This window comes from Lysobacter capsici (genome assembly GCF_018732085.1).
GTDB classification, from domain to species: Bacteria; Pseudomonadota; Gammaproteobacteria; order Xanthomonadales; family Xanthomonadaceae; genus Lysobacter; species Lysobacter capsici_A.
In genome coordinates, this window is sequence record NZ_CP076103.1 from 4,534,272 (window position 1) to 4,556,561 (window position 22,290).

Annotated in this window: 22 protein-coding genes; 9 read left to right on the top strand and 13 right to left on the bottom strand. The window is 68.5% G+C overall.

Annotated elements, in window-relative coordinates; genetic code table 11:
- Positions 1-152: 152 nt before the first annotated feature.
- Together KME82_RS18905 and KME82_RS18910 are read right to left on the bottom strand one after the other, a co-directional pair.
- On the bottom strand, positions 153-2,198 hold the full coding sequence (locus KME82_RS18905; protein WP_215495396.1) for a S8 family serine peptidase: 2,046 nt from the start codon (positions 2,196-2,198) through the stop codon (positions 153-155).
- 729 nt (positions 2,199-2,927) lie between these two features.
- Positions 2,928-4,727 carry a S8 family serine peptidase gene (locus tag KME82_RS18910; protein ID WP_215495397.1) on the bottom strand — a complete coding sequence of 600 codons (1,800 nt, stop codon included), beginning with the start codon at positions 4,725-4,727 and terminating at the stop codon, positions 2,928-2,930.
- Between the two features lie 176 nt (positions 4,728-4,903).
- Here KME82_RS18910 and KME82_RS18915 point away from each other — a divergent pair, with 176 nt between their 5' ends.
- Positions 4,904-5,107 (top strand): hypothetical protein, encoded by a 204-nt coding sequence (locus tag KME82_RS18915; RefSeq protein ID WP_215495398.1) that lies wholly within the window; start codon positions 4,904-4,906, stop codon positions 5,105-5,107.
- A 41-nt stretch (positions 5,108-5,148) separates the two neighbouring features.
- Here KME82_RS18915 and KME82_RS18920 read toward each other — a convergent pair whose 3' ends face one another.
- The 3 genes from KME82_RS18920 to sufT form a co-directional block, all read right to left on the bottom strand.
- On the bottom strand, positions 5,149-6,927 hold the full coding sequence (locus KME82_RS18920; RefSeq protein WP_215495399.1) for a S8 family peptidase: 1,779 nt from the start codon (positions 6,925-6,927) through the stop codon (positions 5,149-5,151).
- Positions 6,928-7,533: 606 nt separating this feature from the next.
- Complete coding sequence (locus tag KME82_RS18925; protein WP_215495400.1) at positions 7,534-7,722, bottom strand: proprotein convertase P-domain-containing protein; 189 nt, start codon at positions 7,720-7,722, stop codon at positions 7,534-7,536.
- Between the two features lie 102 nt (positions 7,723-7,824).
- Positions 7,825-8,376 (bottom strand): putative Fe-S cluster assembly protein SufT, encoded by a 552-nt coding sequence (gene sufT / locus KME82_RS18930; RefSeq protein ID WP_215495401.1) that lies wholly within the window; start codon positions 8,374-8,376, stop codon positions 7,825-7,827.
- 101 nt (positions 8,377-8,477) lie between these two features.
- Between sufT and KME82_RS18935 the strand changes: the two genes are divergently transcribed.
- Positions 8,478-8,975, top strand: coding sequence for a hypothetical protein (locus KME82_RS18935; RefSeq protein ID WP_215495402.1), 498 nt, complete (start codon positions 8,478-8,480; stop codon positions 8,973-8,975).
- 310 nt (positions 8,976-9,285) lie between these two features.
- Here the strand turns inward: KME82_RS18935 and KME82_RS18940 are convergent, their stop codons facing one another.
- Positions 9,286-10,731, bottom strand: coding sequence for a PLP-dependent aminotransferase family protein (locus KME82_RS18940; protein WP_215495403.1), 1,446 nt, complete (start codon positions 10,729-10,731; stop codon positions 9,286-9,288).
- A 274-nt stretch (positions 10,732-11,005) separates the two neighbouring features.
- Here KME82_RS18940 and KME82_RS18945 point away from each other — a divergent pair, with 274 nt between their 5' ends.
- The 4 genes from KME82_RS18945 to KME82_RS18960 all read left to right on the top strand — a co-directional run bounded on the left by KME82_RS18945 (position 11,006) and on the right by KME82_RS18960 (position 14,261).
- Complete coding sequence (locus KME82_RS18945; protein WP_215495404.1) at positions 11,006-11,878, top strand: helix-turn-helix domain-containing protein; 873 nt, start codon at positions 11,006-11,008, stop codon at positions 11,876-11,878.
- Between the two features lie 388 nt (positions 11,879-12,266).
- Entirely contained in the window at positions 12,267-12,764 is a 498-nt protein-coding gene (locus KME82_RS18950; protein WP_215495405.1) for a hypothetical protein, read from the top strand.
- An 85-nt stretch (positions 12,765-12,849) separates the two neighbouring features.
- Entirely contained in the window at positions 12,850-13,386 is a 537-nt protein-coding gene (locus KME82_RS18955) for a cytochrome P460 family protein (protein WP_215495406.1), read from the top strand.
- Between the two features lie 404 nt (positions 13,387-13,790).
- A complete protein-coding gene (locus KME82_RS18960; RefSeq protein ID WP_215495407.1) occupies positions 13,791-14,261 on the top strand; it encodes a DUF1456 family protein in 471 nt (156 codons plus the stop codon).
- Positions 14,262-14,307: 46 nt separating this feature from the next.
- On the opposite strand, the gene KME82_RS18965 is transcribed toward KME82_RS18960, so the two are convergent.
- The 5 genes from KME82_RS18965 to KME82_RS18985 form a co-directional block, all read right to left on the bottom strand.
- Complete coding sequence (locus KME82_RS18965; protein WP_215495408.1) at positions 14,308-15,471, bottom strand: hypothetical protein; 1,164 nt, start codon at positions 15,469-15,471, stop codon at positions 14,308-14,310.
- A 131-nt stretch (positions 15,472-15,602) separates the two neighbouring features.
- Positions 15,603-15,809, bottom strand: a complete 207-nt coding sequence (locus tag KME82_RS18970) for a hypothetical protein (protein WP_215495409.1) — start codon at positions 15,807-15,809, stop codon at positions 15,603-15,605.
- 135 nt (positions 15,810-15,944) lie between these two features.
- The gene (locus tag KME82_RS18975) at positions 15,945-16,106 is read right to left on the bottom strand and encodes a hypothetical protein (RefSeq protein WP_215495410.1); all 162 of its coding nucleotides are present in this window, start codon (positions 16,104-16,106) and stop codon (positions 15,945-15,947) included.
- A 39-nt stretch (positions 16,107-16,145) separates the two neighbouring features.
- Positions 16,146-17,579, bottom strand: a complete 1,434-nt coding sequence (locus KME82_RS18980; protein ID WP_215499131.1) for an NAD(P)(+) transhydrogenase (Re/Si-specific) subunit beta — start codon at positions 17,577-17,579, stop codon at positions 16,146-16,148.
- A 128-nt stretch (positions 17,580-17,707) separates the two neighbouring features.
- A complete protein-coding gene (locus KME82_RS18985; protein WP_056113093.1) occupies positions 17,708-18,013 on the bottom strand; it encodes an NAD(P) transhydrogenase subunit alpha in 306 nt (101 codons plus the stop codon).
- Positions 18,014-18,503: 490 nt separating this feature from the next.
- Here KME82_RS18985 and KME82_RS18990 point away from each other — a divergent pair, with 490 nt between their 5' ends.
- From KME82_RS18990 to KME82_RS19000, 3 genes are read left to right on the top strand one after another with little or no spacing between them, the layout of a single operon-like run.
- Complete coding sequence (locus KME82_RS18990; protein ID WP_036114424.1) at positions 18,504-19,016, top strand: RNA polymerase sigma factor; 513 nt, start codon at positions 18,504-18,506, stop codon at positions 19,014-19,016.
- Positions 19,013-19,465, top strand: a complete 453-nt coding sequence (locus KME82_RS18995) for a hypothetical protein (RefSeq protein ID WP_215495411.1) — start codon at positions 19,013-19,015, stop codon at positions 19,463-19,465. The genes KME82_RS18990 and KME82_RS18995 overlap by 4 nt, the downstream gene beginning before the upstream one ends.
- A 7-nt stretch (positions 19,466-19,472) precedes the next feature.
- Complete coding sequence (locus KME82_RS19000) at positions 19,473-19,952, top strand: DUF3106 domain-containing protein (RefSeq protein WP_215495412.1); 480 nt, start codon at positions 19,473-19,475, stop codon at positions 19,950-19,952.
- A 477-nt stretch (positions 19,953-20,429) separates the two neighbouring features.
- On the opposite strand, the gene KME82_RS19005 is transcribed toward KME82_RS19000, so the two are convergent.
- Both KME82_RS19005 and KME82_RS19010 read right to left on the bottom strand, forming a co-directional pair.
- Positions 20,430-21,080, bottom strand: coding sequence for a hypothetical protein (locus tag KME82_RS19005; RefSeq protein ID WP_215495413.1), 651 nt, complete (start codon positions 21,078-21,080; stop codon positions 20,430-20,432).
- A 3-nt stretch (positions 21,081-21,083) separates the two neighbouring features.
- On the bottom strand, positions 21,084-22,187 hold the full coding sequence (locus KME82_RS19010; RefSeq protein ID WP_215495414.1) for an NAD(P) transhydrogenase subunit alpha: 1,104 nt from the start codon (positions 22,185-22,187) through the stop codon (positions 21,084-21,086).
- Positions 22,188-22,290 lie beyond the last annotated feature (103 nt).

Below are 22,290 nucleotides of genomic sequence, written 5' to 3' on the forward strand. Positions count from 1 at the left end.
TGCGTCGCCGCTTGCTCGCGGCACCGGCGTGACGGCGCGAACAGCCGCGGCCCATCCGCCTTGGCCGCAATCAAGCACCCCGGCCGAAGCCGGGGTTTGCGCGGCAAGCGCGACGACGCGGCCGCATCGCTGCGGCCGCGTCGTGGTCGACATCAGAACTTGATGCTCCAGCTGTCGATCTTGCCGACGTCCTGCGCGGCGCGATCGGCGGCGCGCAGCTTCCAGGTGCCGTTGAGGGCTTCGCTGGACAGATTCACCGTGTAGGTCTTGACGATGTTGTCGGTGCCCTGGCCGGTGCGGCTGTGCAGGTTGTAGACCGAACCGTCCGGCGCGATCAGATCGACGATCAGATCGCCCTGGTAGGTGTGGACGATGTTGACCGACACTTCGGCATTGCCCGGCGCATTGCCGCTGCGGCCGGAGACCACGATGCTGCTGCTCACGCCGGTGGCGTTGTTGTCGGGAATGTTCGCGTCGGTGCCGTTGCTGTAGGTCTGCACGCCGCCGCTGCCGCCGCTCACCGTGATCGTCGAGCTCTTGCTGTGGGTCGCGCCGGCGTTGTCGGTCACCGTCAGGGTGACGGTGTAGGTGCCGGCGGCCGCGTAGGTCTTGCTCGGGTTGGTCGCGGTGGAGCTGGTGCCGTCGCCGAAGCTCCAGTTGCGCGAGGCAATGCTGCCGTCGCTGTCGCTCGAGCTGTCGGTGAAGTTCACGCTCAAGCCGTTGACCGCCGAGCTGAAGTTCGCCACCGGCACCTGATTGCCCGGAGTGCCGCCAGCCGCGGCGGCGACCGCGGCGGCCGCGTCGATGATGCCCGCGCCGCAACCGCCGCTGCAGCGGTTGGCCGGAATCGGCCGCGCCGTGCTTTCCAGGATCTGCTCGATCTGCGCCGCGGTCTTCGTCGGCGACACCGACAGGATCAAAGCCGCCACGCCGGCCGCATGCGGCGCGGCCATCGAGGTGCCCGACATCCCGCCGTACCCATTGCTCGACAGCGTGGAGATCACATCGGTGGCGCCGCCGAACAGCGAACCGTTGCCGCCCGGCGCGGTGATGTCGATGGTCGCGCCCCAGGTGGAGTACGAGGCGCGCGAACCGGTCGTGGAGCTGGCCGCCACCGAGATCACGTTGTTGCAGCCGGCCGGGGTGGTGCCTGCGACGTCGTTGTTGCTGTTGCCGGCGGCGGCGATCACGGTCGAACCGTTGGCCGCGGCGAGGTTGACCGCGGCCTGCCACGCCGGCATCTGGCTGCACGGCACGTTGCCGCCCAGCGACAGGTTGATGATTTCGGCCGGATTGGGGTTGGCCGGCACGCCGGAAATACTGCCGCCCGATGCCCAGACCACGGCATCGGCGATATCCGAATCGCTGCCGAAGCCCTGATTGCCCAACGCGCGGATCGGCAGGACCTTGCCGCCGAAAGCGACGCCGGCCACGCCGACACCGTTGTTGGTCACCGCGCCGATGGTGCCGGCCACATGAGTACCGTGCACGATATTCGATGAGTCCAGCGGATTGGCGTCGCGCCCATCCCCGTCGTCCGACTTGCCGCATCCGGGTTGCCCGCCGGCTTCGCGGCATTCGGCCTCGGGAAGACCGGTGGTCGAGCTGACGAAGTCGTAGCCCGGGAGAATGTTGGCGTTGAGATCGGCATGCGACAGGATGCCGCTGTCGATCACCGCCACCACCACGCCGCTGCCGTTGCTGGTGTTCCAGGCGACCGGCGCGCGGATGCCGAACGCGGTATCGGCATAGTGCCATTGCTGGCCGAAGCTAGGGTCGTTCGGGGTCATCAGCGCCTTGCTGATGCCGTCGAGCTGGACGAATTCGACATTCGGATCGGCGGCGAGCTGGCGCATCAGCGCGATCGCTTCGGCGCGATCGAGCGCGCGATCGGACGCGACGACGCGGCCGCCGGGCATGATCATCTGACGCAACGGACGCAGCGTCGGACGCTTGCCCGCGGCGGGCATGGCGGCGATCGAAGTGGCCTGGCGCAGCGAAGCGGACATCGATGCAGGGCTGGCCGCCGGCGCGCTGCCGCTCTTGAACTTGATGATGAACTGCTGGTTGCCCTGGTCCTTGAGGTTGCCCAGATACACCTGCCCGGCGAACGCGGGCGCGGTCAGGCCGGTCAACGCCACTGCGGTGGCCGCGGCGAGCAGGTGCGAGCGATGGATGCGATTCGAACGAGACGTCATGACGTGATGATCCCAAGTGAGCACCGCGACGCGGTGAGATGGAACGCTCCGGCGGACGGGCGGTGGCGGCGCCTGCGCGCGGAACGTTGCGATGGATGCGGGTGGGGCCGCGACCCGGGGTCCAACGCTAGCGACGCGAGGAAAATTCCGGCAAGCGTTTTTGAATGATTCGGCGGCTCGCGAAGTGACTTGCGTCGCAATGTACGAAACGGTTATTTCGAATCGATGCGGAACGAAAAACGATCCGACCACCCCACCCTTCCAGTCGACGACTTTTCCAAATAAGCCTTTAAAACAAGGGAAAAACGCAATAAATGTGCGACTTATAAAAGTACCGTGTGCCTTAGAACACATTCGACGATTAGAAATTCATGCATCGCATCCACCACATTCGAACGATCGCTTTCGCAATGCGGCGCGCGTTTCGTCAACCTTGCTTTGGCGCACGCATTAATCGCCCCGCAAGACTCGGATCGTCCGGATACGAATGCCGCACGCGGTGATCGAAGCGCGAATGGATCGCTCGCGGCTGCGATCCGCATGAGGAACCGATTCCCGGACTGCGGCCATGGCCGCAGTCCGGGAGCCGCCCTCCAACACCACGCAGGAAACGGTTTCGCGTTCGTTCGATGACTCATCGCATGCGGCGACGGGTTCCCCGGACTTCCGCCCCCACGGAAGTCCGGGCCCGCCCCCTGTCGTACTCGCCGCGATGGATGCGGCGATGGATCAGAACTCGATGCTCCAGCTGTCGATCCAGCCGGTGTCGTTGCTGTAGTTGTCGTTGACGCGCAGCCGCCATGCACCGTTGAGCGGCTTGCCCCACAGGTTCACCGCGACGGTCTTGACGATGTCGTCGGCATTGCCGCCGCCGCGGTTGTGCAGGTTGTAGACGCTGCCGTCAGGCGCGATCAGGTCGACCTTCAAATCGCCGATGTAGCTGTGGCGGATGGTCAGGCTGACCGGCGTGCCGGTCAGCGGCGCCGCGTCGCTGCGGCCGGATACGACGATCGCGCTTTCGACGGTGGCGTTGTCGTGGATGATCACGTCGGCGTCGTTGACATAACGCCGCTTGCCGCCGGCGGGCGCGGGATTGGCCGCGCGTACCGCTTCCATCGCGGCCTTCGCGTCGAGAATGCCGGCGCCGATCGGCCGATCGTTCGCGAGCGGAAAACGCCGCGCGGTCTGCTTGAGCAGCGCTTCGATCTGCGCCGGCGTCTTCGGCGTGGCCGCCAGCGATTGCATCATCGCGATCAGCGCCGACACCTGCGGCGTCGCCATCGAGGTGCCGTTGTAGTAAGCGTAGTCCTCGCCCGCGACCTTGGTCGCGCCCACGCCGACGGTGGACAGAATATTGCTGCCGGGCGCGGCCAGGTCGACCGCGCTGCCGTAATTGGAGGCGTAACCGCCGCTCCAGATCGAACGCCGGCCGTCGGCATCGGTGGCGCCGACGGTGATCGCGCCGTTGCAGTTGCCGGGCCGGAAGCCGCCGGCATCGGCGTTGCCGTTGCCGGCGGCGACCACCACCGCGACGCCGCGCGCGATCGCGCCGTTGATCGCGTCCTGGGTCGCCGCATCGCATACGCCGGCGCCGAGCAGGCTCAGATTGATCGCCTCGGCCGGATTCGGATTGGCCGGCACGCCGGGCACGTAGCCGCCCGAGGCCCAGGTGATGGCGTCGATGATGTCGGAGAAATCGCCGCCGCAGCGGCCGAGCACGCGCACCGGCACGATCCGCGCGCCGTAGGCGGCGCCGATCACGCCGTTGCGGTTGTTGCCGACCGCCGCGACCGTGCCGGCGACGTGGGTGCCGTGCCAGCCCGACGCGCCGGCGCCGTGGCCGGCGTAGCATTCGTTGGCCGCGACCCAGTCGCCTTCGTCGAGCGGATTGGGGTCGCGCGCGTCGTTGTCGCGCGAACGCCAGGGGCTGGCGATGAAGTCGTAGCCCGGCAGCACGTTGGCGCTGAGATCGCTGTGCGCGACGATGCCGGTGTCGATCACCGCGACCACCGCGCCGCTGCCGTTGCCCAGGTTCCAGGCCTCGCCGGTATTGCTGCCGGCGTCGTAGTCGTGGAACGCCCACAGTTCGGAATAGCGGCTGTCGTTGGGCGACAACGCCGCCTGCGCCTTGCCGTTGGGCACGACGTACTCGACCTGCGGGTCGCTGGCGATGCGCCGCATCAGCGCCAGCGCTTCGGCGCGTTCGAGCGCGCGATCGGCGCGGATCACGTCGGCGCCGGTGGACACGCGGCGCACCCGGCGCAGACCGGCGGCGTGGGCGAAGCCGGCCTCGGCTTCGCGCAGCGTGCGATGCAGGCTGTCGGCATCCAATCGCGCGCGGCTGCCGCTGCGGTATTTGACGATGAACTCTTGCATGGTCGAACCCGGCGGCTGATGGCCGGCCATCCGCGCCGCGTCGGCGGCCGGCGCGCCGGCCGTCGACGGCGTGGTCGCGACCGCGATCGTCGCCGCGGACACGGCGGCGACCAGCGAAACGATGCGCGAAAGAGGCGAGGCGCGAAGCGGCATGAGGTAAATCCCGATGACGGCCGCGAGCGGCGGCGTTGGCGGCGAAGCGCTCCAGGTGCAAGGCGGAGCGTGCTGCGGATGGACGTTCGTACGGCCACCCTCGGGATTGAAATTACTCAGCGTGTGCGGACGCAACCATCAGACATGTCTGAAACGACACAACTAACGCACTTCAAATGCACCTGTCCGGATTGGATTCGCTGTCGCGATATGCGCCCGGTCCGGTGCGGATCGGTTTCAGGGGACTGGCGATTGGCCGCATGCGCAAGGCGACTTCGGCGATGCGATCGGGCTTGGATCCGGCGGTGCCGAAACCATCGCCGATGGCGATGGATGGGCAAAAAAAACGCACCCCGGCCGAAGCCGGGGTGCGCTCATGAGGCCAGGGCGCTCGCGTCGCGACGCGCCCGTCGTGCATGGATCAGAACGTGATGCTCCAGGTGTCGATGCGGCCCACGTCGGCCGGACCGGAGTCGACCGCGCGCAGCTTCCACGCGCCGTTGAGGGTTTCGCTCGACAGATTCACCGTGTAGGTGCCGGCGACGTTGTCGGCGCTGCCGCCGGTGTTGTTGTGCAGGTTGTACACCGAGCCGTCCGGCGCGATCAGGTCGACCTTCAGGTCGCCCTTGTACGGATGGATGATGTTGATCGTCACCGAGGCGTTGCTCGGCGCGTTGCCGGTGCGGCCCGACACGGTGATGGTGCTCGACACGCCGGTCGCGTTGTTGTCCGGAATGTTGTAGTCGGTGCCGTTGCTGTAGGTCTGCGTGCCCGGGTTCGGGTTGCCGCCGCCGAGCGAATCCAGCGCCGCCTTGGCGTTGACGATGCCCACGCCGATCGGCTGGTCCGGCGTGCTCGGGAACGCGCGCGCGGTGTTCTTGAGGATGGTCTCGATCTCGGCCGGGGTCTTCGGCGTGGTGGCCTTGGCCTGGATCAACGCGACCACGCCGGCGACGTGCGGCGTCGCCATCGAGGTGCCGCCGTAGGACGCGTAGCTTTCCGCGCCCGGCGTGGTGGTGCCGGCGTTGAGCGTGGACAGGATGTTCGAACCCGGCGCGGCCACGTCGACCACGGCGCCGTAGTTCGACTTCTGGGTGCTGCTCCACACCGAACGCGCGCCGTTGCTGTCGACCGCGCCGACCGTGATCACGCCGGTGCAGTTGGCCGGACGCGCGTTGGAGGCGTTGCCGTTGTTGTTGCCGGCGGCGACCACCACGGTCACGCCGCGCGAGACCGCGCCGTCGATCGCGGTCTGGTAGGTCGAACCGCAGGCGCCGCTGCCGCCCAGGCTCATGTTGATGACTTCGGCCGGGTTCGGATTGGCCGGCACGCCGGACACGGTGCCGCCCGACGCCCAGGTGATCGCGTCGGCGATGTCGGCCAGGGTGCCGCCGCAGCGGCCGAGCACGCGCACCGGCACGACCTTGGCGTTGTACGCGGTGCCCGACACGCCCTTGGCGTTGTTGGTCACCGCGGCGATGGTGCCGGCGACGTGGGTGCCGTGCCAGCTGGAATTGCTCGCGTAGCCCAAGCCGCAATCGGCGGCGGCGAACCAGTCGCCCTGGTCGGCCGGGTTGGAATCGCGGCCGTTGCTGTCGCGCGCGGCGGTGGCGTCGCTGATGAAATCGTAGCCGCCGATGATGTTGGCGTTGAGATCGCTGTGGCTGGTGATGCCGGTGTCGATGACCGCCACCACCACGCCGGTGCCGGTGCTCACGTCCCAGGCCTGGGTCGCGTTGATGCCCGAGGCGGTATAGCCCCACTGCTCGCCGAAGCGGGTGTCGTTGGGGGTGAGGAACGCGGTCATGCGCGCGTTGGGCTCGACGAACTCGACGTTCGGGTCGGCGGCGATCTGGCGCATCAGCGATTCGGCTTCGGCGCGATCGAGCTTGCGCCCGGCGCGCACGACGTCGGCGCCGATCGAGGTGCGACGCACGTGCTTGAGGCCCAGCGCGTTGCTCTTGCCGGAGAAACCGGTCGAGGCGGCGCTGAGCGACTTGAGCAAGGTGGCTTCGTTGCTGCGCGCGGCGCTGCCGTCGCGGTACTTGACGATGAACTCGTCCTGTTGGCCGGCGTTGGCCAGGGCGGTGAGGTTGATGCGGTCGGCGGCGTAGGCCGATACCGCGACGCAGGACAGAGCGGTCACGGTGGCGGCGGCAAGCGCGTGCTTGCGCAGGCCGCGCATGGTGCGGTCGGACATGGATGAAACCCCCAAAAACGAAGTGCCGTCGTGCGGCGTTCAACGCGTGGCGGGTGTGGCCACATCCATGTCTGCACACGACAGCGACCACGCTGTTTGTGTACGGACTCGTGACTGCCTGGTCCGCGGTAACACGCTACGGCTGCACTAACAGTGCCAACAAGCGGTTTGCCGTCCGGTTGCAGGGGGCGTTGTGTGAGCGGCGTTGCACATTTAGGTTTTTTCGATGCGATCGATACACATCGTCTGCAGCTGAACGGCGTTGCTGCGGCGCAGCACCCGCGCCGCGAATCGGCAAGCGAATCCCGCGCTCGTCGATTTCCTAGTTGTTTCGTATGAAATTCATGATCGTCGCGTGTCGCTGTCGCCTCGCCCCTCTCCCGCGTCGCGCGGGAGAGGGGCGAGCGCATGCGCCTGTCGGCAAGCCGCGCATGCGTGCGATCGATCGGTGCTTATCGATCGGTGCCGCGTTGATCGTGACGCTTTGATCGTGACGCTTTGGATCGCGATGTTTTGAATCGCGTGGCCTTGAATCGCACCGTTTCAATCGCGCCTTTGCAAATCACGCCGCTTCCAATCGCGCGGCTTGAAGCGAGATGGTTCGAATCAGAACGTGATGCTCCAACTGTCGACGCGGCCGGCATTGCCCAGGGCGTTGTCGTTGGCGCGCAGCGTCCAGGCGCCGTTGAGCGCCTCGCTCGACAGGTTGAAGGTGAAGGTGCCGGTCACGTTGTCGGCGCTGCCGCCGGTGCGGTTGTGGATGTTGTAGAGCGAACCGTCCGGCGCGACCGGCATGCGCGCGCTGGATCGCCGAAGCGCGATCAGGACGCTTGGATCACAGCGCGATGTTTCAAGTGTCGATACGAGCGGTGTCGAACGCGGCTTCGCGCCGACGCGTCAGAGCATTCCGGTTTCCAGGCGCGCGGCCTCGGACATCATGTGCCGGCCCCACGGCGGATCGAACACCAGCTCGACGTCGGCCTCGGCCACGGTCGGAATCATTTCGAGCTTGCTGCGCACGTCGTCGACCAGGATGTCGCCCATGCCGCAGGCCGGCGCGGTCAGGGTCATGCGCACTTCGACCACGCGCTGGCCGTCCTCGCGCGGCTTGACCACGGCCTCGTAGACCAGACCCAGCTCGACCACGTTGATCGGGATTTCCGGATCGAAGCAGGTGCGCAGTTGCTTCCACACCAATTGCTCGACCGCCTCGTCGTCGGCGCCCGCGGGCAGTTCCAGCGGTTCGGGCGGCTCCTTGCCGATCGCGTCGGCGTCGCGGCCGGCGATGCGGAACAGGTTGCCTTCGACGAACACGGTGTAGCTGCCGCCGAGCGCCTGGGTGATGTAACCCACGCTGCCGGCAGGCAGATTGACCTCTTCGCCTTGCGGCACGAGGACGGCGGCGCAATCGCGCTCGAAACGGACGGGTTCGCTGCTGCGGGAATACATGGCGGAAAGATGGGGATGCCGTGCCGCAGCACAAGTCGCGCCATTCTACCGGTCGCGGCCGGCTATGCTGTAGGGCTTGCCCCATCCACAGTGTTCCGCCCATGACCGTCGCCGTCCCGCCCGACCACCACGCGACCGACCCGCGCGCCCACGCTTCCCAACGCGAGGCGTCGCAGAGCGAGGCCCCGCCGGCCGGTGCCGAGCGCCGGATGACCCCGCTGTCGTGGCTGCTGCTGGTGCTGGGCATCTTCGGGTTCGCCGCGTTCTGGGTGCTGCTGAGCCTGGCCTGGGACCGCCAATGCAGCTGGATGGCGGTGCTGGGCGCGCTCGACATCGCCTGGATGATGCGCCTGGGCGGCTGGCGCCCGGGCCCGCGCCGGCTCGCGTTCGGCGTGCTGGCGACCGTGGCGATCGTGCTGTTCGCCAACTGGGGCATCGCCGCGGGCCAGTACGGCGCGGTGATGGGCCTGGACCCGCTGGACTCGGCGTCCAAGCTGGGGCCGAACTTCTTCCTGATCCTGTTCCAGCTGGCCAATACCGGCATGGACCTGATCTGGCTGGGGATTGCGTTGGTCGTTGCGGCGGTGGCGTCGCGCTGAGGGCGCGGGTCAGGGTGCGGCCCGCGCCGGTGTGCGGGGTTCGCGGTCGCGGCTCACGCCGCTCCTACCCGGGCTGCGGGGTCGCCCGATCCATGCGATTGCGTCCGTAAGCCCCTGTAGGAGCGGCGTGAGCCGCGACCGCGAAAACCAAACGACGTCGCAACTGCCGGCGATCGAAACGGCTTGTTCGCACCGCTGAACGCCGCAGCCTGCATGACGAATCGAACCGCGGCATGCGCGGTGTGTGCGTTTCGCGGTCGCGGCTCGCGCCGCTCCTGCAGGGGCTGCGGGCCGCTTTCGTCCCGACTCGTCACTCCCCGAACGCCATCGCCTCCAGGCAATGCGCGAACATCCGCGCCGCCTCCTCGATCTCCGCCACCGACAGCGCGCCGTAGCCGAACAACAACCCGGCGCGATCGGGCGGTTCGAAGTAGTACGGCGCGATCGAATACAGCCCCAATCCTCGGGTCTGGGCGAAGGCGATGAAGGCCGCGCCCTGGGCCGCGTCGCGGCCGCGCAGCCACACCAGCAGGTGCATGCCGGCATGCGAATCGTCGATCTGCACCGCGTCGCCGGTCAGGCGCCGCAGCGCCTCCAGCAGGGCATCGCGCCGCTGTTTCAAAGTCTTGGCGGTGCGGCGCAGGTGGCGTTCGAAACCGCCGTCGGCGAGGAAATGCGCCAGCGCGGCCTGCTCGATCCCGGGCGAACCGAAGTCGTCGCACCATTTGGCGCTGATGAAATCGTCGCGCAAACCCGGCGGGGCGACGATGTAGCCCAGCCGCAAGGACGGGAACAGCACTTTCGAGAAGGTGCCGGTGTAGATCACCCGGCGGCCGTCGTCGAGCCCGGCCAGGGCCGCGTGCGGCTGCGCGTCGTAGCGGAATTCGCCGTCGTAGTCGTCTTCGAAGATCCAGCACTCGTGGCGGTTGGCGTAGTCCAGCAGCGCGCGCCGGCGCGGCAGCGACATCAGCGCGCCGGTCGGGAACTGGTGCGACGGGGTCACGCAGATCAATCGCGGCGGGCGCTCGGGCAACAGATCGGTGCATAGGCCTTCGCCGTCGACCGGCACCGGCAACAAGCGCGCGCCGTGGATCTGCAGCGCTTCGCGCACGGCGAAGTACTGCGGCTCCTCGATCGCCACCTCGTCGCCTTCGTCGAGCAGCACCCGCGCGGTCAGGCCGATCGCCTGCTGGGTGCCGGCGCAGATCACCACGTCCTCGGGCGCGGCCTGCACGCCGCGGCGCAGCGACAGGTACTCGCACACCGCCACGCGCAGCGCCGGCAGGCCCTGCGCGGGCGGGTAGTTCGGCGGCTGGTACGCAGCCGCATGCGACAACGCGCGCGCCCAGGCCGAGGTCAGCAGCGGATTGGTGAACGGCACCCCGTACTGGAAGCTGTGCAGGGTGCCCGGCGCGCGCCGGCCGGGGATGTTGGCGTGATCGTGATAGCGGCGCAGGCGCCGCGCGTAGGCGCTTTGCGCGGCGATCCGCGCCGGCGGCTCGCTGCGCGGCTGCACCGGCGCGCCGGGCAGGGCCACGTAGCTGCCCGAGCCGACCCGGGCCTGCATGAAGCCTTCCGCGCGCAGTTGCTCGTAGGCCGCCAGCACCGTATTGCGCGACACCCCGAGCTGCTGGGCCAGCAGCCGGGTCGGCGGAAACCGCACTCCGGCGGGCAACCGGCCCCCCAGCACGGCCTCTTTCAGCGACCGGACCAATTGGCCGTGCAAAGGCCCCCGGCCGTCCAGCGGCAGATACATGGCGTGCTCCGGATTGGCCCCTGCGGACCGGGTTTGCGGCCGATAGTGCCAAGCCAATCGGCGACTTGCGAGGCGTGGAGCGCGAGTCGGTCGGTCCCGGCACATCGACGGCGCGCCCCCGGCGCAATACCGGGTGTCGCGGGTGAACCGGGCCGACACCGATTGGCTCCTTCGAGGCCAGGGTAATTGGCCCTCCAGATGACAGCCCCGGATGGCTAGCTTAGGGGCCAACCGCTGTGGTCTCCCCCACTGCCGCACACCCCACGAGGCGCGCATGAGCCTGCATCACCACCGCATCCACTTCGCCGAACACCTCGACCTGTCGGCGTCCCGCCCGACCCTGCACCTGGTCCGCGCCTCCGGCCGCGCGGTCCAGTTGGACCTGCCGAGCGGCTGGCTGTCGCTGTGGCTGCCGCTGCGCGGACCGCTGCGGCTGGAGTCGGCCGACAGCACCTGGGAACTGGCGCCCGGGCACCTGCAGATCTGGCGCGACGGCCGCCTGCGCAGCAGCGCGCGGGTGCCGTGCTGGTGGCTGTGCCTGTGCGGCCCGGAAGCGGCGTGGCGCCCGCACCTGCTGACCGGTCCGGACGAAGGCGCCGAAGACCTGTTCCCCTGGGAAGGCCTGGCCCCGCGCGACGCGCAACGGCTGCTGGTGCGGCTGGCGCGGCTGGTCGCGCAACCCGACGAACTGGCCGCCAACGGCGAAGCCCTGGTCCGCACCCTGTGCTCGCTGCTGCTGGAACAACAACGCGACCTGCAGGCACGCCTGCCGCGCTGCAGCGGCCGCACCCAGCGCCGGCGCCAGCAGACCTTGCTGCGGCTGCTGCGCGTGCAACACCTGATCCGCCGGCATCCGGAGATCCGCCTGGACCTCAACCGCCTGGCCCGCAGCGCCAACTACTCGCCCTGCCACCTGATCCGCATCTATCGCGACGTGTTCGACGAAACCCCGACCGAGTACGCCGCGCGCCTGCGCTCGGACCGCGCCTGGCGCATGGTCCGCGACACCCGCATGCCGGTGTGCGAGATCACCGAGGCGCTGGGGTTCGAAAGCCAGAGCGCGTTCTGCCGTGCGTTCAAGAATTCGTTCGGGGTGACGGCGACGCAGGCTCGGCGGTTGGAGCGGGCTGCGGTCAGGGCGGCTTGATTGGGTGGGGATTCGGGATTCGGGAATCGGGAATCGGGAATCGGGAATCGGGAATCGGATTTTCCAAAGCCGCGCATCGGTCATGCAATCGCTCGTGAGCCATGACGCTTAAGTCACTGGATTCCCGCGTTCGCGGGAATGACGAGCAAAAGCACGAACGCGCGAAACACTTTCAAGCCGTCATTCCCGCGAACGCGGGCTCCGCTGTACTTCGGCGGAGCCGAATATCCAGCGACTTTTTCTCAAGACCGTTGAATGACTCGGTCTGGCTGCATACGTCCTACACGCCAATTGCATACCACCGCATCTGCAACACCTCGCAGCAAGCGAACCACGCATCGACCTCAAACAGCGGCAGCCACCCCACCCTCTCCAACCCGAGCCCACCATGCCCGCCACCACCCGCTCCCTGCCCCTGTGGACCGCCATCGGCGGACTCATCGCCGGCACCCTCGACATCGTCTACGCGATCACCTACTGGGGCCTGACCCAGCACGTCCCCGCGCAACGCATCCTGCACAGCGTCGCCTCCGGTCTGGTCGGGCGCGAAGCGGCGCTGGCCGGCGGTGCGACGACCGCGTCGCTCGGCCTGTTCCTGCACTACTTCATCGCCCTGGTGATGGCCGCGGTGTACGCCGTCGCCGCGCGCAAGCTCGACTGGATGCGCCGCCATCCGTGGCTGGCCTCGACCATCTACGGCCTGTGGCTGTTCGTGGCGATGAATTTCATCGTCGTGCCGCTCTCCCGCACCGGCGCCAAGGGGCTGCCGCCGGACATGCTGTGGATCGTGCTCAGCGTGGCGGTGCATATCGTCTTCGTGGCCTGGCCGATCGCCTGGGCGGTGAATCGCGCGCTGTCGAACCAGGGCTCGCGCCATGGGCGTTGATCGCAACGCGGATAGCGCGAATGCCGGCGGTACGCGATCCACGCAGTCGCCGGCGCGGCCGACGCGGACGCCGACGATGCTCGGCATGGCCGCATTCGCCCTGACGATTGGCTGCTGGGCCAGCGCCGCCACACCGCCGGCCGTCGCCGACAGCGCGGTCGCGGCCACCACGCGCACCGAAGACCGCATCGCCTACCCGACCGGTTATTCGCGCTGGACCCACATCCGCAGCGGCCTGATCACCGCCAAGCACCCGGCCTTCGCGCGCTTCGGCGGCCTGCACCACATCTACGCCAACGCCGCCTCGCTCGAAGGCTATCGCAGCGGCCGCTACGCCGACGGCTCGGTGCTGGTCTACGACCTGTTCGAAACCCGCGACCACGGCGACGGCCTCGTCGACCAGGGCCCGCGCCGGCAGATCGACGTGATGGTCAAGGACAGCCGGCGCTTCGCCGCGACCGGCGGCTGGGGCTACGCCGAATTCGCCGCCGGCAGCGCCACCGATCGCCTGAACAACGCCGACCGCGACGGTTGCGCGGCTTGCCACGCCAGCCGCAGGCCGCACGGCGATGTGTTCAGCGAATGGCCGAATCTGACCGCACCGCAGCCGGGCGAGTCGTAGCCGCGGCGGCATTCGATGTCCGCGCCCGTTGAGTGCGCGGATCGATACTCCGCCGAACCGGGCGCAGCGCGGGCCGCGCCCGGTCGCGCCGTGCCCCGCCTTGTTCCGCGCGTTCCGCGCACGGCCGACGATTGAAATCGTCCCAGCCCGCTCGGGCAGCCCGCGACCAAGCCGCCGAGCGCCGTCGCGCCCTCCATGCCGATCCGGGCAAAACCGGCGCATCCGCGCCCCATCCGTCCCCAGCCGCGCCCGAAATGCGAGAATCCGCCCTCGCATCCCATCTCGACGGCCGCCGGGCGTTCTCGCCGGGCGCCGCGTCGACGACGGCACTCCATCGGACGGCGGCGCCCCGCGCGCCGGCCGACAGCTTCATCACCGGGCCGAGCGGCCCGGCAGGACAGACCATGATCACCAACGACGTATTGCGCAGCATCCGCTACATGCTCGACCTGAGCGACCTCAAGGTGGTCGAGATCGTCAAGCTCGCCGATCCCGACTTCGCCATTGAGAAGGCCGACGTGCAGGCCTTCCTCAAGAAGGACGAAGACGAGGGTTACGCCGAATGCAGCGACGCGGTGCTCGCGCGCTTCCTCGACGGGCTGGTGTTCCACTACCGCGGCCGCGACGAAAACGCGCCGCCGCGGCCGATGGAGAAGCGGGTCAGCAACAACCTGGTGCTCAAGAAATTGCGCGTCGCCTTCGAACTGAAGGATGTCGACATGCATCAGGTGTTCGAACTGGCCGGTTTTCCGGTGTCGAAACCCGAGCTGAGCGCGCTGTTCCGCCAGAGCGACCACAAGAACTTCCGCGCCTGCGGCGATCAGATGCTGCGCAACTTCCTCAAGGGCCTGACCTTGCGCGTGCGCGGAGGCTGATCGGTTTCGTCGCTCCGCGTCGGCAAGCGTGGCGCGAAGCGGCGACTCAACGTCCGGCCACGCCGATCCCGACCGGCGCGCCGTTCGCGAACACGATCGGCGCGCCCGCGCGTTGCAGCCGATCGCCTTCGATCCGGAACGTGTACATCGCGCGCTCGACGATGCTCTGCGCGAACAGCGTGCGCGAATCGTCGGCGAAGCCGATGCCCTCGGCCCAGGCGCCGAACGGCGCCTGATCCACGCGCTGCAGGCGCCGGCCTTCGATCTTCAGCAGCACCGCCAGGCTGTCGGGCGAATAGAAGGGATGATCCTTCGGCCGGTTGCTCATGTTCTGCACCGCCGCGACCGCGTAACGGCCATCGGGCGAACAGGCGACATCCTCCGGCGCGGAACCGACGCTGACGGTGTCGATGACGCGCGGCCTGGCGCCGGACAGATCGATCAGGCTGACCGTGTCGACATCGCCGTTGCCGCTGTCGGGAACGCCGAAATTGGCGACCACCGCAAGACCGCTGTCGCCGCAATACGACGGCGTGAACGGAGTGATGCCCGCGCCCATCTCGCGGATCGCCGGAAGCCGCAGGCGATCGTTTTCGACCGCGTACAAACCCACGCGCTGACCATCGGCCTGGGTCACCAGCACCTGCTTGCCGTCGGGCGAGAACCCGGCCGCGAGCGCGCCCATGTTCGCGGCCATCTTCACCGTATCCACCACCGCGATCCGGCCTGCGCGCACCGACAGCACGGTGATGCTGTTGCCCGGGCTCGACGGCACCAGCGCCATCGTCCCGGCCGGGTTCAACTTGATCGAGGACGGCGACACGCCCAGCGCCAGCGTTTGCGTCACTTTCGGCGTCTTGCCGCTCAGGTCGACCACCGAGACGCGATCGTCGTCGGCGTATTTGCTTGGATCGGCCGGATCCAAGCGCGTGGACGCGCTGACCAACGCCAGCTTGCCGTCGCCCGACACCGCCACCGACGACGGCGCGCCGAGGTAACTGGTCGGCACCTCGACTTCGCCGAACCTGCGCAGCGCGCCGTCGGCGAAGCGGAAGAACACCGCCGAATCGCGATGCGGGCCGGGCGCGATCGCGCTGGCGCCGTCCTTGAGGATCACCTTCGAATCCACCGCCACGCCGATCACCTGACTCGTGGCGGCGAACGGCGACAAGGCCGCGGCGATGGCGAGCGATACGGCGCGTAGCTTCATGACGACGAATCCTGCGGGACTGAGCCGTCGATCATCGGCAACCCGGCGCGGATTCCCCAATCCCAAACGTCACCACTTTGCCCTGCGCCGATTGCGCGCGGGATCGGCTCAAGGCGCGGATGCCGGTTCGCTCAATCCCACCAGTTGAACAAGGCGTCGCCGAGCCGTTGCGGCCGCCAGTAGCTCAAGTCTCCGGGTACGCGCGCAGGGAAATCCTTGGGCACCGGCCGGGTCGGATCGTACGACGACCACAGCTCGATGCCGTGGAAATCGGCCATCGCCGCGATGAGCCCCTCGTGATCGAGGAATTCGGGTTCGTACAGATGAGTCCAGCCCATGGGCGGCGCTCCGTGCGCGCGCTCGTGCTCGTGCTCGTGCTCGTGTCCGAGTCCGAGTCTGCTCGGCGTCACCACGGCCCAGGCGTCGTGGTCGAACGAATACAACAGATAGATCCGCCGTGAGGTTCCCCACGGCTACTGCTCTTCCAGCATCACCGCGACGAAACTGCGCGCGGCGTTGGGGTCGTCGATCGTCAGCACCCGCGCGCCGATGTGTCGGGCGACCGAATACACGATGCCGCGAATCTCGGCCAGCGAAAGATGCTGGCCGAGCGGGCTGAGCCGTATCTCGCGCATGCCTTGCCTGCGCCTGTATCCGCGATCGGTTCGAAGCGGTCAATGCCCGCCGTCGAGCCCCTTCAATTCCGACACCAGCGCGCTGGCCATTTCCGCGCCATCGCCGTACAGCATGCGGGTGTTGTCGGCGTAGAACAGCGCATTCTCGATGCCGGCGAACCCGGTGCCCTTGCCGCGCTTGATCACGATGGTGTTCTTGGAATTGATCACGTCCAGGATCGGCATGCCGTAGATCGGCGAGGCCGGATCGGTCTTGGCGACCGGGTTGACCACGTCGTTGGCGCCGATCACCAGCGACACGTCGGTGTTGGCGAACTCGGGATTGATGTCGTCCATGTCGACGATGAGATCGTAGGGCACGCCGGCTTCGGCCAGCAGCACGTTCATGTGCCCGGGCATGCGGCCGGCGACCGGATGGATCGCGAATTTCACCTTGACCCCGCGCTCCATCAGCTTCTGGCTGAGTTCCCAGATCTTGTGCTGCGCCTGCGCGACCGCCAGGCCGTAACCGGGCACGATCACCACGCGTTCGGCGAAGGCCATCATCGCGGCGACGTCGCCGGCTTCGATCGGCTTCTGGGTGCCGCTGATTTCCTGCGCTTCGCCGCCGCCGCCGAAATTCGAGAACAGCACGCCGCTGATCGGCCGGTTCATCGCCTTGGCCATCAACCGCGTCAGCAGCATGCCGGCCGCGCCGACCATGGTGCCGGCGATGATCAATGCCTCGTTGCCGAGCACATAGCCTTCGAACGCCACCGCCAGGCCGGTGAACGCGTTGTACAGCGAAATCACCACCGGCATGTCGGCGCCGCCGATCGGCAGCGTCATCAGCACGCCCAGGGCGAGCGCGACCACGAAGAAGGCGATGATGATCGGCACGTTGAGGGTCATGAACGCGGCGATGCCCAGCGCGACCATCGCCAGCGCGACGATCGCGTTGAACACCTGCTGGCCCGGAAACACCACGCGCCGGTCGAGGCGGCCGTCGAGCTTGGCCCAGGCGATCACCGAACCCGACAGCGAGATCGCGCCGATCGCCGCGCCGATCACCGCCAGCACCAGCGACACGCTCGGGGTCTGCATCGCGATCACGCCGCGTTCGATCTGCGCCTGCAGCGGATCGGCCGGCATCCGCGCCGACAGCCGCAGCAGTTCGACCGCGCCGATCGCGGCCGCCGAACCGCCGCCCATGCCGTTGTACAGCGCGACCATCTGCGGCATGTCGGTGATCGCGACCTTCTTGCCCGACACCCACGCTAGGCCCGTGCCGATCACCAACGCCAGCAGGATCAGCCCGTAGTTTTCGATACCCGGCAGCGCGAACGTGGCCACCGTGGCGATGACCATGCCCGCGCCGGCCCAGCGGATGCCGCTGCGCGCGGTCACCGGCGAGGCCATGCGCTGCAGGCCCAGCAGGAACAAGGTGGCGGCGACGAGATAACTGCTCTTGACCAAGATCGGCAACAGATCCATCAGGACGCGCGCTCCATAGAAAGACAGCTGCCCGGACGGCAGGACGTAACCGAGGAAGGACAGGCCGGCGACCAGCGCCAGGCCGACGACGGCCGCGGCGATCGCGGCGAATGCACGGGCGTTCTCATTCAACCGCCCGCCTTGCCGGCCGGCTTCTTGCTGGACTTGAACATCTCCAGCATGCGTTCGGTCACCACGTAGCCGCCGGCGGCGTTGCCCGCGCCGAGCAGCACCGCGACGAAGCCGATGGCTTTCTCCAGGGTGGTGTCGGCGTGGCCGAGCACGATGATCGCGCCGATCAGCACGATCCCGTGGATGAAGTTGGAACCCGACATCAGCGGGGTGTGCAGGATCACCGGCACCCGCGAAATGATGACGTGGCCGGCGATACCCGCCAGCATGAAGATATACAGCGCCACGAACCCGTCGCTCATCCGTTCTGTCCCCATGCGATGTCAGCCGCATCATAACCGTCCGTGAATGCAGCGCCACCGCTGTCAACCGATCCGGGGCGGGGACGTTTGCGGATTGTGTAAGCGCCGCACATTCCGGTGCCAGGAATGCCCATGCCGACCACCACCCGCCGTCACACTCGCCCGCCCGGCCCGGCCGGCCGCCGTTGAGGAGGTCCAGGTGCTGCTACCGCCAAGCGCCCGTATGCTGGAGGCCGTGAGCGTCGACAACGACCCGCCGGGCGATCCGCTGGAACACCGCTACGAGCATCGGCGGGCGGGCGGCGTGCGCCCGGAATCGGCCGCGCCGACCGGGCCGTCTACGCCACGAACGGCGCCGGGGTCGACCTCGGACCCGGCCGCGTCCACGAGCAGGCTGCGCGACAGCGCGCCGCCGGACGCCGCCCCGAACCGACCGGTCCAGCCCGAACAGGCACAACACGAGCAGGCCGATCAAACGCCGCCCGCGCGCCTGCCGGCGACGATCGAGGAGTTCCTGGCCGGCCTGGGCACGCGCGCGTTCCGTTTCGCCGAACTGGGCCTGCGCCATCGCGAGGACGCGCTCGACGCGGTCCAGGACGCGATGATGAAGATGCTCGGCTACCGCGAGCGTCCGCCGCAGGAATGGACGCCGTTGTTCTGGAGCATCCTGCGCAGCCGGATCGTCGACATCCAGCGCCGCCGCACCTTCCGCCTGCGCTGGCTGATGCCGGCCGCGCGCGACGACGACGATGCGCCGATGGACTGGGCCGACGACGGCCCCGACCCCTCGCGCACCCACGACGGCCGCGAGGCATACGGCAAACTCGCCGACGCGCTGGCCAAGCTGCCGCGCCGGCAACGCGAGGCGTTTTCCTTGCGCATATTGGAAGAACTCGACGTCGCCACGACCGCGCGGGCGATGGGTTGCAGCGAAGGCGCGGTGAAAACCCATCTGTCGCGAGCACGCGAAGCCCTGCAGCGGCAATTGGAGGAATGGCGATGAGCACTCAAAACCCACCCGGCGGCGATCCGTCGCGGTCCCAACGGCACGACGACCCGGAGCAGCGCTTCGACGCGGCGATGCGCGCGATGTACGCGCAGGCGGTCGAACAGGTCAGCCCGGATACCCGCATGCGCCTGCGCGCGATCCGCAACGATTCCGCCGCGCGCGCGCGCCGCCGCGGCGGCGTATTCGGCTGGGCCCTAGCCAGCGGCGGCGTGGCCGCGTTCGCGCTGGCCCTGGGCCTGCAGTTCGCCGGCAACCCGGGCAGCTCGGGAACCGTGCCCGGCGTCACTGCGGTACCCGCGCTCGCCAGCAACGCCAACCTCGCCCACCCGGTCGTCGACATCAGCTACGACCCCGACACCGCGGTCGCCGCGCTCGACGAAAATCCCGATCTTTACCTGTGGCTGGCGTCCAACACCGACGCCCTGCCGCATCACACGGAGTAAAACCGCCATGCCTCGCCTCGCTACGCTCCGCTTCGCCGGCCTGGCCCTGGCCGTCGGCGTCGTGTTCGCCGCGCCGGCCTTCGCCGCGCCGCCGCCTCCGCCCGCGGGCGCTTCCGCGGCCAACCTGCCGAAGTGGGAACAGCTCAGCCAGGCGCAGCGCGAGCAACTGATCGCGCCGATGCGCGACCGCTGGAACAACGCCCCGGAAGAACGCGAGCGCATGCTCGAACACGCCCGCCGCTGGCAGCAGATGAGCCCCGACGAACGCCAGGACGCACGCCGCGGCATGAAGCGCTGGGAGCATCTGAACCCGGAAGAACGCGGCCAGATGCGCGCCCTGTACGGCAAGATGCGTGGCCTGGACGACAACGCGCGCCGCGCGCTGATGGAGAAGTGGCGCACCATGACCCCGGACCAGCGCCGCGCCTGGGCGCAGGCGAATCCGGCGCCGCCGAAGCCCGAGGGTGGGCGGCCGCCGCGGGATTGATTGGCCGGGGATTCGGGATTCGGGATTCGGGATTCGGGATTTGGGATTTGGGATTTGGGATTTGGGAATCGGGAATCGGGAATCGGGAATCGGGATCGATTTGACTCGGCCCGGCGGACCACACAAGCGCGCACCGCGCCGTTCAGTCCGGGCGAGCCGTTTAGTCCGGCAATCTGATTAACGTCGCGACCGAACCCTGCGTGTCGCGGCTCGCGCCGCTCCTACAGGGCTTGATCGCAGCCACGATTACCCCCTGGAGCGGCGCGAGCCGCGACCGCGCCACCTCGCCCACGGCGTCACCGCATCTCGCAGCACACATCCAAGCCATCCGAGCGTGATCGCTTTCGACACGCCATCGCTTCCGCTCAGGAGGGGAACGTCAGGAGGGGAATGCTGCAATACACCGCGCCGCCGCATCGCTCAGAACTCGTGCAAACCCGATCGCCCCGCCACAAAGCGCCGCCACCCGCGAACCACCTAGCGCGATACCCCACCCGCATCGCCCGACACCGCGCCATCAAGCCGCACCACCAACCACGCGATCGCGTCATGCACGGCCTCGAACCGGATTTCCTCGCCGCGATGCGGTTCGCGATAGCCCAGCACCCGCCAATCCCCGCGCCGCGGATCGAAACTCAGGCTGAAAACCGCGCGGCTGCGCTTGAGCTCATCGGTATCCGCCGCATCGCCCTGCGCCGCGTCGAACAGCAGGATGCGCGATGACGACCAATGCCGGTCGCTGCGCACCACGAAACCGCGCATGCGCAACTGCGACAGCGCATCGGCGAGCGCGTCGTGGCCGCGGCCGCGTTCGTTGCGAAGCGCGTTGATGCGGCGGCCGACTTCCAGCGCGGCCTCGTGCAGGGAATCGAAACTCTGGTCTTCGCTCTGCGCCGCGCTGTCCACGACTTGCCAGCGCGCGCCATCCTGAGCGATCAGGAAGGTGTCGTGATGCAGATCGAGCACCGTGCCCGGATCCTCAGGGCCGCGCCGACCGGCGCCCAACACCACGCGTTCGACTTCGCCGGCGATACCGATGTGGCCCGGGCGCTCGGCGCCCGGCCAATGCAGGAACCCCTGGTCCCTGAACCAGGCGATCGCATCCTCGCGGGTGACGATCCGCTTCACCGATCAGGCGGGCGCGGCGCGCTCCGGCCACACCGTCTTGGTCAGCAATTCGTCGTTCCAGTCGAAATTCACCGCGCCGTCGTTGACGAACAGGCTGACGAAGTTGAACACGTTGCGCGCGTACATCTCGCTGGCGTGGACCGCGCCGCTGCTGGCGAGGTTCAACGGGCCGGCGATGGTCACGCCGTCGACGTCGATGGTTTCACCGGGTTGGGTCAGTTCGCAATTGCCGCCGGTTTCGGCGGCCAGGTCGACCAGCACGCTGCCGGGCTTCATCCCGCCGATCATCGCCGCGGTCACGATCTTCGGCGCCGGGCGTCCCGGCACCGCGGCGGTGCAGACGATCACGTCGATGTTCTTGAGGTGCTCGCCGAGCCGGCGCTGCTGCTCGGCGCGTTCTTCCTCGGTGAGCTGGCGCGCGTAGCCGCCCTCGCCCGCGGCGCTCACGCCCAGGTCGAGGAACTTGCCGCCGAGCGATTCGATCTGTTCGCGCGTTTCCGGACGCACGTCGAAGCCTTCGACCTGCGCGCCCAGGCGCTTGGCGGTCGCGATCGCCTGCAGGCCGGCGACGCCGGCGCCGACGATCAATACCTTGGACGGGCGGATCGTGCCGGCCGCGGTGGTCAGCATCGGGAAGAAGCGCGGCGCCAGCTGGGCGGCGATCAACACCGCCTTGTACCCGGCCATGCCGGCCTGCGAGCTGAGCACGTCCATGGCCTGCGCGCGGGTGGTGCGCGGCAGGCGTTCGAGCGGGAAGGCATTGAGTTTGCGCGCGACGATGGCCTCGCCGCGCGCGGCGTCGGCCTGCGGCTGCAGCAGGCCGACCAGCGCCGCGCCTTCGCGCAGGCTCGCCAGCCGCGCCGGGTCGGGCGCCTGCACGCACAGCACCACCTCGGCGTCGGCCACGGCCGCGGCCGCGTCGTCGGCGAGTTCGGCGCCGGCCTGGACATAGGCATCGTCGGTGAAGCTCGCCGCGCGGCCGGCGCCGCGCTGCACGCGCACCCGCGCGCCGCGCGCGACCAGTTTCTTGCAGGTTTCCGGCGTGAGCGCGACGCGCTTCTCGCCTGATGCGGTTTCGCTCGCAACGCCAATCGTAATGCCCGACATGCTCCGCTCCGTACCCCGTTCACCGCATCGTAGCGGAATGCCCGGCGGCCGTGCGATCTCGAATCGATGACGGCGACGGCGGGCGGGCGCGGAAACGGATTGG